The 13,733-nt window shown below is 70.5% G+C and carries 11 protein-coding genes; 10 read left to right on the plus strand and 1 reads right to left on the minus strand.

What is annotated here, in order from left to right; translation table 11 throughout:
• Positions 1-23 precede the first annotated feature (23 nt).
• The 9 genes from ftsW (at position 24) to ACZ53K_RS02560 (ending at position 8,687) form a co-directional block, all read left to right on the plus strand.
• The gene (ftsW, locus tag ACZ53K_RS02520) at positions 24-1,364 is read left to right on the plus strand and encodes a putative lipid II flippase FtsW (RefSeq protein ID WP_468831055.1); all 1,341 of its coding nucleotides are present in this window, start codon (positions 24-26) and stop codon (positions 1,362-1,364) included.
• 6 nt (positions 1,365-1,370) lie between these two features.
• Entirely contained in the window at positions 1,371-2,456 is a 1,086-nt protein-coding gene (murG, locus tag ACZ53K_RS02525) for an undecaprenyldiphospho-muramoylpentapeptide beta-N-acetylglucosaminyltransferase (RefSeq protein ID WP_468831058.1), read from the plus strand.
• 64 nt (positions 2,457-2,520) lie between these two features.
• The gene (locus tag ACZ53K_RS02530) at positions 2,521-3,399 is read left to right on the plus strand and encodes a cell division protein FtsQ/DivIB (protein WP_468831061.1); all 879 of its coding nucleotides are present in this window, start codon (positions 2,521-2,523) and stop codon (positions 3,397-3,399) included.
• 274 nt (positions 3,400-3,673) lie between these two features.
• Positions 3,674-4,903 carry a cell division protein FtsZ gene (gene ftsZ, locus ACZ53K_RS02535; RefSeq protein WP_468831064.1) on the plus strand — a complete coding sequence of 410 codons (1,230 nt, stop codon included), beginning with the start codon at positions 3,674-3,676 and terminating at the stop codon, positions 4,901-4,903.
• A 13-nt stretch (positions 4,904-4,916) separates the two neighbouring features.
• Complete coding sequence (pgeF, locus tag ACZ53K_RS02540; RefSeq protein ID WP_468831067.1) at positions 4,917-5,666, plus strand: peptidoglycan editing factor PgeF; 750 nt, start codon at positions 4,917-4,919, stop codon at positions 5,664-5,666.
• Between the two features lie 3 nt (positions 5,667-5,669).
• A complete protein-coding gene (locus ACZ53K_RS02545) occupies positions 5,670-6,401 on the plus strand; it encodes a YggS family pyridoxal phosphate-dependent enzyme (protein WP_468831070.1) in 732 nt (243 codons plus the stop codon).
• A gap of 124 nt (positions 6,402-6,525) precedes the next feature.
• The gene (locus ACZ53K_RS02550; protein WP_030024677.1) at positions 6,526-7,146 is read left to right on the plus strand and encodes a cell division protein SepF; all 621 of its coding nucleotides are present in this window, start codon (positions 6,526-6,528) and stop codon (positions 7,144-7,146) included.
• Between the two features lie 70 nt (positions 7,147-7,216).
• Positions 7,217-7,510, plus strand: coding sequence for a YggT family protein (locus ACZ53K_RS02555; protein ID WP_468831074.1), 294 nt, complete (start codon positions 7,217-7,219; stop codon positions 7,508-7,510).
• A gap of 49 nt (positions 7,511-7,559) precedes the next feature.
• Positions 7,560-8,687, plus strand: a complete 1,128-nt coding sequence (locus tag ACZ53K_RS02560) for a DivIVA domain-containing protein (protein ID WP_468831077.1) — start codon at positions 7,560-7,562, stop codon at positions 8,685-8,687.
• Between the two features lie 231 nt (positions 8,688-8,918).
• On the opposite strand, the gene ileS is transcribed toward ACZ53K_RS02560, so the two are convergent.
• Positions 8,919-12,059 carry an isoleucine--tRNA ligase gene (gene ileS / locus ACZ53K_RS02565; protein WP_468831080.1) on the minus strand — a complete coding sequence of 1,047 codons (3,141 nt, stop codon included), beginning with the start codon at positions 12,057-12,059 and terminating at the stop codon, positions 8,919-8,921.
• A 616-nt stretch (positions 12,060-12,675) separates the two neighbouring features.
• On the opposite strand from ileS, the gene ACZ53K_RS02570 reads away from it, so the two are divergent.
• On the plus strand, positions 12,676-13,512 hold the full coding sequence (locus ACZ53K_RS02570; protein ID WP_468831083.1) for a TraR/DksA family transcriptional regulator: 837 nt from the start codon (positions 12,676-12,678) through the stop codon (positions 13,510-13,512).
• Positions 13,513-13,733 lie beyond the last annotated feature (221 nt).

The following is a 13,733-nucleotide window of genomic DNA, read 5'->3' on the forward strand; positions in this document are numbered from 1 at the left end:
GCGCACTTGTGGAGGGGACGAGGATGACGGCCCGATCGGCGAAGGCCGCGCCGCCGCGCCCGGCACGGCGCACCGGCCTCGGCCCGCGCCTGCCGCGCGGCGGCGCCCCCCGCAACCCGCGCGGCCTGTACACCCAGGTCCGCCGGGCCTGGGACCGGCCGCTGACCGCCTACTACCTGGTGGTCGGCGGCAGCCTGCTGATCACCGTGCTCGGCCTGGTGATGGTCTACTCGGCCTCCCAGATCAAGGCGCTCCAGCTCGGGCTGGCACCGACGTACTTCTTCCGCAAGCAGCTGCTCGCGGCGGTGCTCGGCGGCGTCCTGATGCTGGTGGCGGCCCGGATGACGGTACGGGTGCACCGGACGCTGGCCTACCCGCTGCTGGCCGTCTCCGTCTTCCTGATGACCCTGGTGCAGATCCCCGGGATAGGGGTCGCGGTCAACGGCAATCAGAACTGGATCAACCTGGGCGGCCCCTTCCAGATGCAGCCCAGCGAGTTCGGCAAGCTGGCGCTGGTCCTGTGGGGCGCCGACCTGCTCGCGCGCAAACAGGACAAGAAGCTCCTCGGGCAGTGGAAGCACCTGCTGGTGCCGCTGATCCCGCTGGCTTTCCTGCTGCTCGGCCTGATCATGCTCGGCGGTGACATGGGCACCGCGATCATCCTCACCGCGATCCTCTTCGGCCTGCTGTGGCTGGCCGGCGCCCCCACCCGGCTCTTCGTGGGCGTACTCGGCGCGGCCACCGTCATAGGGGCGCTGCTGATCAAGACCAGCGCCAACCGGATGGCCCGGCTCGCCTGCATCGGCGCGACCGATCCGGGGCCCCAGGACCAGTGCTGGCAGGCCGTACACGGCATCTACGCGCTGGCCTCCGGCGGATTCTTCGGTTCGGGACTCGGCGCCAGTATGGAAAAATGGGGTGAACTCCCTGAACCGCACACCGACTTCATCTTCGCCATCACCGGGGAGGAACTGGGGCTTGCGGGGACGCTGTCGGTGCTCGCCCTCTTCGCGGCTCTAGGCTATGCGGGTATCCGCGTGGCCGGACGCACGGAGGACCCCTTCGTGAGGTACGCAGCGGGAGGCGTGACCACCTGGATCACGGCCCAGGCCGTGATCAACATTGGTGCGGTGCTCGGCCTGTTGCCGATCGCCGGGGTCCCGCTGCCGCTGTTCTCCTTCGGGGGGTCCGCCCTGCTGCCGACGATGTTCGCCATCGGTCTGCTGATCGCCTTCGCGCGTGACGAGCCCGCTGCACGGGCGGCACTGGCCATGCGGCAGCCTGTTTTCGGCAGGAAACTGGCTGGGGTGAGACGGAAGACGATGAGACGGCGCGTCAAGAAGCGACCGTCCGGAGAGCGGTGAATTTCGGTGCATGTCGTACTCGCCGGTGGGGGGACCGCCGGCCACATCGAGCCCGCGCTCGCCCTCGCGGACGCCCTGCGCAGGCAGGACCCGACCGTGGGGATCACGGCACTCGGCACGGAGAAGGGGCTGGAGACCCGGCTGGTGCCGGAGCGGGGCTACGAGCTGGGACTGATTCCGGCCGTGCCGCTGCCGCGCAAGCCCACGCCCGAACTGATCACCGTTCCCGGGCGGCTGCGCGGCACGATCAAGGCCGCCGAGCAGATCCTTGAGCGCACGAAGGCGGACTGCGTCGTCGGTTTCGGCGGTTATGTCGCGCTGCCCGGCTATCTGGCCGCCAAGCGGCGCGGGGTGCCGATCATCGTGCACGAGGCCAACGCCCGCCCCGGGCTGGCGAACAAGATCGGCTCGCGCTACGCCAAGTACGTCGCGGTCAGCACCCCGGACAGCAAGCTGCGGGACGCCCGGTACGTGGGCATCCCGCTGCGCCGCACCATCGCGACCCTCGACCGGGCGGCGGTCCGTCCCGAGGCGCGTGCCGCCTTCGGGCTCGACCCCAACCTGCCGACGCTGCTGGTCTCCGGTGGCTCGCAGGGTGCCCGGCGGCTCAACGAGGTCATCCAGGCCGCCGTTCCGGCGCTTCAGCGCTCCGGCATCCAGGTGCTGCACGCGGTCGGCCCGAAGAATGAAATGCCGCATGTGGACAACATGCCCGGGATGCCCCCGTATGTACCGGTACCGTACGTGGACCGGATGGACCTCGCGTACGCCGCCGCCGACATGATGCTCTGCCGCGCGGGCGCGATGACCGTCGCCGAACTGTCCGCCGTCGGGCTGCCGGCCGCCTACGTACCGCTGCCCATCGGGAACGGCGAGCAGCGGCTGAACGCCCAGCCGCTGGTCAACGCCGGCGGCGGGCTGCTGATCGACGACGCGCAGCTGACGCCGGAGTGGGTGCAGGGCCAGGTGCTCCCGGTCCTCGCCGACCCGCACCGGCTGTACGAGATGTCCCGCGCGGCATCCGAGTTCGGCCGCCGCGACGCGGACGAGCTGCTGGTCGGCATGGTGTACGAGGCGGTCGCCGGCCGCTGACGGACGGTGTGGCCGTGGCGCCCCGGGGGACCATCCCGGGGCGGCGGCCGGAAGGAGAGGGAGCGTGGCCGGACCGACGACCGCCCGGCGCGGCGAGAAGAATTCCGCGCGCTCCGGCCCGCCCTCTTCCGGGAAGCCCGGGAAGTCCGGCGCCGGGGGCGGGCCCAAGAAGCGCGGTGAGCGGGGCGGATCCGGCGCGGGGGCGGACGGACCGGCCGGCCTGTGGGCCCGGTTCAGGGTTCCGTCCCGTCGCACTCTGATCATCACACTTGCCGGTGTCGTGCTGCTGTCCGGATTCGGTGCCTGGTCCCTCTACGGCTCCACCTGGCTGCGTACCGAACGGGTGGAAGTCAGCGGTACCGGCGTTCTGACGGCCGATGAGGTCGTACGGGCGGCCGCGGTGCCGATGGACGGCCCCCTTGTCTCCCTGGACAAGGGGGCCGTCGTCGACCGGTTGCGAGCGAAACTTCCGCGTATCAAGTCCGTTGTGGTCATGCGCTCCTGGCCGCACACGGTCAGCCTGAAAGTGACCGAAAGGCAGCCGGAACTCGTTATTCAAACGGGCGGAAAGTTCGTCGAAGTGGACGCCGAAGGGACGCGTTTCGCCACGGTCGCCACCGCGCCGAAGGGCGTGCCGCTTCTGGAAATGGCCGTACGGGACAGCCCGGGACTGCGGCGGTTCGGCGCCGACCGGCTCCGGCGTGCGGCCGGTACCGTCGTCACCGCCCTTCCGAAGGCGCTCCACCAGGATGTTCGCGCCGTCGAAGTGCGCTCCTTCGACTCCATCACCCTGAAGCTGACGGGTGGCCGTACCGTCGTATGGGGGAGTGATGAACGCAGTACGGCGAAGGCCAAGGTGCTCGCCGCGGCGCTGAAAGCGGCGCGTGACGCGCGCCACTTCGACGTGAGTGTGCCCACCGCACCCGCGGTGTCCGGGAGTTGACGTGTGTACCCGCAGGCCAGCACCCTGGATGGCTACCACTATGGGTGATCACATAGGGTGAAAAGAAAAACGGGAGGTTCGGCGTGTTCGTTGAACGTGCGCCACTTGTCGACTTAGTGTCTCGTTCCAAAGAGTCCCAGGAACACAGGCACTGGTAACCCTAAACTTCAGCGTTAGGGTTCGGGTCGGCACTACGAACCGTCCCATCGGCATCAGTCGGCGTCCGCACCCCGGTGCGGCGACGACACGTAACTCGAGGCGAGAGGCCTTCGACGTGGCAGCACCGCAGAACTACCTCGCAGTCATCAAGGTCGTCGGCATCGGCGGCGGTGGCGTGAACGCCATCAACCGGATGATCGAGGTCGGGCTCAAGGGCGTCGAGTTCATCGCGATCAACACCGATGCACAGGCCCTGCTGATGAGCGACGCCGACGTCAAGCTGGACGTCGGCAGGGAGCTCACCCGTGGGCTGGGCGCAGGCGCCAACCCCGACGTCGGCCGCAAGGCGGCCGAGGACCACCGCGAGGAGATCGAGGAGGTCCTCAAGGGGGCCGACATGGTCTTCGTGACCGCGGGCGAGGGCGGCGGCACCGGCACCGGTGGCGCGCCCGTCGTCGCCGACATCGCCCGTTCGCTGGGCGCCCTGACGATCGGTGTGGTCACTCGGCCGTTCACCTTCGAGGGCCGCCGCCGCGCCAACCAGGCCGAGGACGGCATCGCCGGCCTGCGGGAGAACGTCGACACCCTCATCGTGATCCCCAACGACCGACTGCTGTCCATCTCGGACCGTCAGGTGAGCGTGCTCGACGCGTTCAAGTCCGCGGACCAGGTACTGCTGTCGGGTGTCCAGGGCATCACCGACCTGATCACCACCCCGGGCCTGATCAACCTCGACTTCGCCGACGTCAAGTCCGTGATGTCGGAGGCCGGCTCGGCCCTCATGGGCATCGGCTCGGCGCGCGGCGACGACCGCGCGGTGGCCGCGGCCGAGATGGCGATCTCCTCGCCGCTCCTGGAGGCGTCCATCGACGGCGCCCGTGGCGTGCTGCTCTCCATCTCCGGCGGCTCCGACCTCGGTCTCTTCGAGATCAATGAGGCCGCGCAGCTGGTCAGCGAGGCGGCCCACCCCGAGGCGAACATCATCTTCGGCGCGGTCATCGACGACGCGCTCGGCGACGAGGTCCGGGTGACCGTCATCGCCGCGGGCTTCGACGGCGGCCAGCCGCCGGCCCGTCAGCAGACGGTGCTCGGCAGCCAGAACAACGGCAAGCGCGAGGAACCGGCCGCGGCCCCCAGCCGCCCGGCCCCGCAGGCCGAGCCCCGGTCGTCGTCCTTCGGCAGCCTGGGTTCGGTGCCGGTACGGGACGAGGAGCCGGCCCCGGCCGACCCGTCCCCGCTCAGTGAGGTGCCGCCGCCCCCGACCGCCTCGCCGCAGGTTCCGCCGGCCCGTCCGTACTCGGACACCGCGGCCGAGGAACTGGACGTCCCCGACTTCCTGAAGTGACCGAAGTCCCGACGTGATAGGGCCACAGCACCCGGTGCTGACGAACGACACGAGCGGCGCGCACTTCGCCTCCACCGACCGGTGGGGCGGGGTGAGCGCCGCTCCGTATGCCGAGCTCAACCTCGGGGGCGCGGTCGGCGACGACCCCGGCGCGGTCCGGACCAATCGCGAACTGGCGGCCAAGGCGCTGGGCCTGGACCCGGCCTCGGTCGTGTGGATGAACCAGGTGCACGGCCGGGACGTGGCCGTGGTCGACGGTCCCTGGCGCGACGGCTCCGAGATCCCCTGCGTGGACGCGGTGGTGACGGCCCGCCGCGGCCTGGCCCTCGCCGTCCTGACCGCCGACTGCACCCCGGTGCTCCTCGCCGACCCGGTCGCCGGGGTCACCGGTGCCGCGCACGCGGGGCGTCCCGGCCTGGTGGCCGGGGTGGTGCCGGCGACCGTCGAGGCGATGACCGCGCTCGGGGCCGACCCGGCCCGCATCCTTGCCCGTACCGGACCCGCGGTCTGCGGGCGCTGCTACGAGGTGCCCGAGGCGATGCGCGCCGAGGTCGCCGCGGTGGTGCCCGAGGCATGGGCCACCACCTCGTGGGGTACGCCCGCGGTGGACATGGCCGCCGGGGTCCGTGCCCAACTCGCCGCGTACGGCGTGCGGATGCGTGAACATTCCCACATCTGCACGCTGGAGTCGGCGGACCACTTCTCGTACCGGCGCGACCGCACCACCGGGCGGCTCGCGAGCTATGTATGGCTGGGATGCTGAGCTGTGACGGATCGTAGGACCGAACTGGCGGACAACCTGGCGCGCGTGGAGGAACGAATCTCCACCGCGTGCGACAAGGCCGGTCGCAAGCGTGAAGACGTGACCCTCATCGTGGTCACGAAGACCTACCCGGCGAGCGACGTCCGGCTGCTCGCGGAACTCGGCGTCCGTCAGGTGGCGGAGAACCGCGACCAGGACGCCGCACCGAAAGCCGCCGACTGCTCGGATCTGCCCCTTACCTGGCACTTCGTCGGTCAGTTGCAGACCAACAAAGTGCGGTCTGTGGCCAATTACGCCGATATTGTGCAGTCGGTCGACCGGGCCAAGTTGGTCACCGCCCTGTCGAAGGAAGCGGTGCGGGCCGGCCGCGAGCTGGGCTGCCTGGTCCAGGTGGCACTTGACGCCGAGTCGGGTGGCACCCGGGGGGAGGCCGGGGAGCGCGGCGGGGTGGCCCCGGCCGGGGTCGCGGCCCTCGCCGACACGATCGCGAACGCCGAAGGGCTGCGCCTGGACGGCCTGATGACGGTCGCTCCGCTGACCGGCCCCTATGCCGGCCGCCCGGCGGCCGCTTTCGAGCGTTTGATGGAAATCTCATCCGGCCTGCGCGCGAACCATCCTGCTGCGAACATGGTGTCAGCAGGGATGAGCGCGGACCTCGATGAAGCCGTGGCTGCCGGGGCGACACATGTGCGCGTCGGCACTGCGGTACTCGGAGTCCGACCACAGCTCGGGTAACGTCGCCAAGCAAGTCGGACCACAGCACAAAATATGGTCATTGCCCCCAAAAGGAGGGCAGACCGCGTGGATCCAAGGCACCCGGTGACGGAGCCGATCCACCACAGAGCGGAGGACGCAGAGAATGGCCGGCGCGATGCGCAAGATGGCGGTCTACCTCGGCCTCGTGGAGGACGATGGGTACGACGGCCGGGGCTTCGACCCCGACGACGAGTTCGAGCCCGAGCTTGACCCGGAGCCCGAACGGGGGCGGCGACAGCAGACCCAAGTACCCACCGAGCCGCACCCGGAACGGGACGAACCCGTCCGAGTCGCCCAGCCACCCGCGCAACGTGAGTCCGCACCCCTGGCTGCCGAAAGCGGACGACCCGCCCGAATCGCCCCCGTGGCGTCCATCACACCCGACCGTCCGAATCTGGAGAAGAACGCACCGGTGATCATGCCCAAGGTTGTGTCCGAGCGGGAGCCCTACCGCATCACCACGCTGCACCCCCGGACCTACAACGAAGCCCGTACCATCGGGGAACACTTCCGTGAGGGCACTCCGGTGATCATGAATCTCACGGAGATGGACGACACGGATGCAAAGCGACTTGTCGACTTTGCGGCCGGTCTCGTCTTCGGCCTGCACGGCAGCATCGAGCGGGTGACGCAGAAGGTGTTCCTGTTGTCGCCTGCTAACGTCGATGTCACGGCGGAGGACAAGGCCCGCATCGCAGAGGGCGGGTTCTTCAACCAGAGCTGAGACGCAACACCGGGCACACCGGGCGGAAACGCCCAACACGACAGCATCGCAAGGGGAGAGGGCACCGCGGATGGGCATCGCTGGACAGGTGATCTACATCGCGTTGTACTGCTTCCTCATCGTGTTGATCTTCCGGCTGGTGATGGACTATGTCTTCCAGTTCGCCCGTTCATGGCAACCCGGCAAGCCAATGGTGGTCGTTCTGGAGGCCACCTACACTGTCACTGATCCGCCACTCAAGCTCTTGCGGCGGGTCATTCCGCCGCTGCGTCTCGGGGGCGTGGCGCTCGACCTGTCCTTCTTCGTATTGATGATCATCGTCTACATCCTGATCACCGTCGTGAGGACGGTGTTGTTGGTGTGAACGATACGGTCTTGCCGATTGCCGACGACTACGTTGAGGTGAAGTAGAGATGCCGTTGACCCCCGAGGACGTGCGGAACAAGCAGTTCACGACCGTCCGCCTCCGAGAAGGCTATGACGAGGACGAGGTCGATGCCTTCCTCGATGAGGTCGAAGCCGAACTGACCCGACTGCTGCGGGAGAACGAGGACCTGCGCGCCAAGCTGGCCGCCGCGACGCGCGCCGCTGCGCAGAACCAGCAGCAGAACATGCGCAAGCAGCAGGACCAGCAGCAGCAGGACCAGCAGCAGCACCAGCAGGGCAGGCCCGGCGCCCCCGTGCCCGCCGCCATATCCGGACCGCAGCCGGTGCCGCCGCAGCAACAGCAGCAACAGCAGCAGTTGGGCGGCCCGCCGCAGCTGACCGGAGGAGCTCCGCAGCTCCCGGCCGGGCCCGGTGGCCACGGCCCCGGCCCCCAGGGCCCGCACGGCCCCGGCCCGATGGGCCCCGGCGGTCCGCTGGGCGGCCCGATGGGCGGTCCCGGTGGACACGGTGGCCCGCAGCTGCCGCAGCCGGGCCAGGGCCCGGGCGGTGACAGCGCCGCACGCGTGCTCTCGCTCGCGCAGCAGACCGCCGACCAGGCGATCGCGGAGGCCCGTTCCGAGGCCAACAAGATCGTGGGTGAGGCGCGCTCGCGTGCGGAAGGCCTGGAGCGGGACGCCCGCGCCAAGGCGGACGCGCTGGAGCGGGACGCGCAGGAGAAGCACCGCGTCGCTATGGGCTCGCTGGAGTCGGCCCGCGCCACGCTTGAGCGCAAGGTCGAGGACCTGCGCGGCTTCGAGCGCGAGTACCGTACGCGGCTGAAGTCCTACCTGGAGAGCCAGCTGCGCCAGCTGGAGAACCAGGCCGACGACTCGCTGGCGCCGCCGCGGACGCCGGCGACCGCCTCCCTGCCGCCGTCGCCGTCGATGGCGTCGGCCGGTGCGGGGTCCATGGGTGGCAACCACACCATGGGCGGCGGACAGTCGATGGGCGGTCACGGCGGTGGCTCGGGCAGCGCTCCGTCCTACGGCGGGCAGCAGCAGATGTCGCCGGCCATGACGCAGCCGATGGCTCCGGTGCGGCCGCAGGGGCAACAGCCCATGCAGCAGGCGCCGTCGCCGATGCGTGGGTTCCTCATCGACGAGGACGACAACTGAGCGGAGTCGCGCTTCGCGCGTAGTCGTCGCGTGTAGCGCGTGGTCGGCAATCAGGGCCGGGCCCCCGGGATTTCCCGGGGGTCCGGTTCTTTGTGTGTGCCCGGCTGGTGGGGGTGCGCGGGTGGCTTTCCATGCGATTTGGGCTGGTGCGCCACAGAAACGCCGCTTGTACGTACAGGAACGGCCCCCGACACAGGACGTGTGGGGGGCCGTTCCTGTACGTGCGTACCGTTACGCCTGCGTCTTCTTCAGGCGGAAGGCCAGCGTCAGAGCCTCGTCCTCGAACGCCGGGCCGTACGTGTCGTCGGCCTCGCCGTTGGCGAAGTCCGTGGCCAGGACTTCCTCGCTGATGAGGGACTGGTGGTCGGTCAGGGCCGTGCGGACCTCTTCGTCGGTGGTCTGCCAGCGGAGGGTGATCCGGTCGGCCACGTCCAGGCCGCTGTTCTTGCGGGCCTCCTGGATGAGGCGGATCGCGTCGCGGGCCAGGCCGGCCCGGCGCAGGTCCGGGGTGATCTCCAGGTCGAGGGCCACGGTGGCGCCCGCGTCGGAGGCCACTGACCAGCCCTCGCGCGGGGTCTCGGTGATGATGACCTCGTCGGGGGAGAGGGGGACCGTTTCGTCGTCGACGGTGACGGTCGCCGTGCCGTCGCGCAGGGCGAGGGAGAGCGCGGCGGCGTCGGCGGCGGCGATGGCCTTGGCCACTGCCTGGACGCCCTTGCCGAAGCGCTTGCCCAGGGCGCGGAAGTTGGCCTTCGCGGTCGTGTCGACCAGGCTGCCGCCCACCTCGGAGAGGGAGGCCAGGGTGGAGACGTTCAGCTCCTCGGTGATCTGGGTGCGCAGCTCGGGGGAGAGGGCTTCGAAGCCGGCGGCGGCGACCAGGGCGCGGGAGAGGGGCTGGCGGGTCTTGACGCCGGACTCCGCGCGGGTGGCGCGGCCCAGTTCGACCAGGCGCCGTACCAGGACCATCTGCTTCGACAGCTCCGGGTCGATCGCCGACCGGTCCGCCTCGGGCCAGGTGGAGAGGTGGACCGAGTCGGGGGCGTCGGGGGTGACCGGGACGACCAGGTCCTGCCACACGCGTTCGGTGATGAACGGGGTGATGGGGGCCATCAGGCGGGTGACGGTCTCGATGGCCTCGTGGAGGGTGCGCAGCGCCGCGGCGTCGCCCTGCCAGAAGCGGCGGCGGGAGCGGCGTACGTACCAGTTGGAGAGGTCGTCGACGAAGGAGGAGAGGAGCTTGCCGGCGCGCTGGGTGTCGAAGGTTTCGAGCGCGTCGGTGACGCCCTGGGTGAGGGCGTTCAGCTCGCTGAGCAGCCAGCGGTCCAGGAGCGGGCGGTCGGCCGGGGCGGGGTCGGCGGCGCTGGGGGCCCAGTTGGTGGTGCGGGCGTACAGGGCCTGGAAGGCGACCGTGTTCCAGTAGGTGAGCAGGGTCTTGCGGACGACTTCCTGGATGGTGCCGTGGCCGACGCGGCGGGCCGCCCAGGGGGAGCCGCCGGCCGCCATGAACCAGCGGACGGCGTCGGCGCCGTGCTGGTCCATCAGCGGGATCGGGTCGAGGGTGTTGCCCAGGTGCTTGGACATCTTGCGGCCATCCTCGGCGAGGATGTGGCCCAGGCAGACGACGTTCTCGTAGGACGACTTGTCGAAGACGAGGGTGCCGACGGCCATCAGGGTGTAGAACCAGCCGCGGGTCTGGTCGATCGCCTCGGAGATGAACTGCGCGGGGTAGCGCTTCTCGAACAGTTCCTTGTTCTTGTACGGGTAGCCCCACTGCGCGAACGGCATGGAACCCGAGTCGTACCAGGCGTCGATGACCTCGGGGACGCGCGTCGCGGTGCCCTGGCAGGTGGGGCAGGCGAAGGTGACGGCGTCGATGTAGGGGCGGTGGGGGTCCAGGCCCGACTGGTCGGTGCCGGTCAGTTCGGTGAGCTCGGCGAGGGAGCCGACGCAGGTGAGGTGGTCCTCGGCGCAGCGCCAGATGGGGAGCGGGGTGCCCCAGTAGCGGTTGCGGGACAGGGCCCAGTCGATGTTGTTGTTCAGCCAGTCGCCGAAGCGGCCGTGCTTGACCGACTCGGGGAACCAGCTGGTGCCCTCGTTCTCGCGCAGCAGGGCGTCCTTGACCGCGGTGGTGCGGATGTACCAGGACGGCTGGGCGTAGTAGAGCAGGGCGGTGTGGCAGCGCCAGCAGTGCGGGTAGCTGTGCTCGTAGGCGACGTGCCGGAAGAGCAGGCCGCGGGCGTCGAGGTCGGCGACGAGGTGTTCGTCGGCCTTCTTGAAGAACTGGCCGCCGACGAGGGCGAGGCCCTCCTCGAAGGTGCCGTCGGGGCGCACCGGGTTGACGACCGGCAGGCCGTAGCCGCGGCAGGTCTTGAGGTCGTCCTCACCGAAGGCCGGGGCCTGGTGGACCAGTCCCGTGCCGTCTTCGGTGGTGACGTAGTCGGCGTTGACGACGAAGTTGGCGTCTTCCAGCTCGACCAGGTCGAAGGGGCGGCGGTAGGCCCAGCGCTCCATGTCGCGGCCGGTGAAGGTCTGCCCGGTCGAGGTCCAGCCCTCGCCGAGGGCCTTTTCGAGCAGGGGCTCGGCGACGACGAGCTTCTCCCGGCCGTCGGTGGCCACGACGTAGGTGACGTCGGGGTGGGCGGCGACGGCGGTGTTGGAGACCAGCGTCCAGGGGGTGGTCGTCCAGATGAGGAGGGCCGCCTCGCCGGCCAGCGGGCCGGAGGTCAGCGGGAGGCGGACGAAGACGGACGGGTCCACGACGGTTTCGTAGCCCTGGGCCAGCTCGTGGTCGGAGAGGCCGGTGCCGCAGCGGGGGCACCAGGGGGCGACGCGGTGGTCCTCCGCCAGCAGGCCCTTGTCGAAGATCTGCTTGAGGGACCACCAGACGGACTGGATGTAGTCCGGGTCCATGGTGCGGTACGGGTCGTCCAGGTCCGTCCAGTACCCCATTCGGGTGGTGAGGTCGGCGAAGGCGTCGGTGTGGCGGGTCACCGACTCGCGGCACTTGGCGTTGAACTCGGCGATGCCGTACGCCTCGATGTCCTTCTTGCCGTTGAAGCCCAGTTCCTTCTCGACGGCCAGCTCGACCGGCAGGCCGTGGCAGTCCCAGCCGGCCTTGCGGCCGACGTGGTAGCCCCGCATGGTGCGGAAGCGCGGGAAGACGTCCTTGAAGACGCGGGCCTCGATGTGGTGGGCGCCGGGCATGCCGTTGGCGGTCGGCGGGCCCTCGTAGAAGACCCATTCGGGCCGTCCCTCGGACTGCTGGAGGGTACGGGCGAAGACTTTCTGCTCGCGCCAGAAATCGAGCACCGCGTGCTCAAGGGCGGGCAGGTCTACCTGGGCGGGTACCTGGCGGTACTGAGGCTGTGACATCGGGGCGTTCCTCCGGCGGACACCTGCTGCGTTCTCCGTCCGGAGGGACGAGAGCCTGGGCTCCCGCGGTACCACCCTCCTTGGCGGTGCGCGTTCCACCGCCCCCTCATTGGGGTCGCGAGGCCGGTTCTACTGACCTGCGGGCCGCCTGCCGGCCACCCGCGGGCTTTCTTCCGGCGGCTCCGGGCTGATCTTCACGTCGCGCACGCCTCCGGGCTCGCACCGTCCCCGGATCGCTCATGGCTGCGTACGACGCTACTCGTCCCATCCGCGCCTTTCGCTGGGCCCAGTGTACGGGGCACCGACGGTGCGGGCCGACCGGTTTTGCGGGCTGCGCCGAGTGAGGTAGCGGGCGCCGAGGGCGTGACCCGAATGGCGATACGCAGGGCGCGGGAGTTCGGTGCCCGCGCGGCGGGCAGCCGGTCCGGGTGCGCGCGCGGGCCGTGGGCTGGCGGATTACCGCGTCGGCAGGGGGGCACAACGGATGCAGACCCGGCTGCCGTGGGGGAGACCGGGCGGGAAAGGGCGGTGCGTCCCGTTGCCGCGTGCCTTGAGGCGATTTATCGTTCCGGTCACGATTCGCGAGCATGATCACATACGTGAAGGGGTCGCGGCCATGGTGGCGAAGAAGACCGCCGCGAAGAAGAGCACGGCGGATGCCGGGAAGGCCGCGGCCGACAAGCCGGGGCGCACGGCGAAGAAGCGGGTGTCCGCCGCCACGGCGATGAGCGCGGAGGCCGCCCCGGACACCCCGGCGGAGGAGCCGGAGCACCCGCCCGCGGCCGCGGAGACGGCGAAGAAGACGCCGGGGAAAACGCCGGGGAAGAAGGCCGCGGCGAAGAAGGATGCCGGAGGGGCTCCTCCGGAGGGCGGGGCCGCGGCCCGCAAGGCCGCGCCGAAGAAGGCGGCCAAGAAGACCGCACCTGCCGAGAAGGCGGTGCCCGCGAAGAAGACGGGAGCCAAGACGGTGGTGGAGAAGAAGACTCCGGGCGGGGCACCGACCGCCGAGGCGGAACAGGACCGGACGGGGAGCGCGGTGCCCAAGGCACGCGCCGCGGCCCCCGGTGAGCTGGCCGTACGGCCCGGGGAGGACCCCTGGACGCCGGCGGAGGTCGCCGAGGCCCGCGCGGAACTGCACGACGAGGTGGAGCGGCTGCGCGCGGAGATCACGGCGTCCGAGGACGCGCTCGCCGGACTGATGCGGGACACCGGCGAGGGCACCGGCGACGAGGCCGACACCGGCAGCAAGAACATCACCCGCGAGCACGAGATGGCGCTGGCCTCCAACGCGCGCGAAATGCTGCTCCAGACCGAGCGCGCGCTGGAGCGGCTCGACGCGGGCACGTACGGCCTGTGCGAGAACTGCGGCAAGCCGATCGGCAAGGCCCGGATGCAGGCGTTCCCCCGGGCGACACTGTGTGTGGAGTGCAAGCAGCGGCAGGAGCGGCGGTAGGGCCCCCGGGAGCCGGGAGCCGGGAGCCGGGAGCCGGGAGCCGGGAGCCGGGAGCCGGGCCCCCTGCGGCCCGGTGGGCGGGCCGAGGCCGTGTCTTCGGATCACCTGGGCTCGCGAACGCCCAGTCCGAGGGCATGCTCCGCCTCGCGATGCTCCCCCGCAGCCCTGGACGGGTGCGGGAGCTGCCCCCGCCCCCAGACGCCGCGGGCTGCTCCAGGCCG

This window comes from Streptomyces sp. NPDC033221, assembly GCF_055577005.1.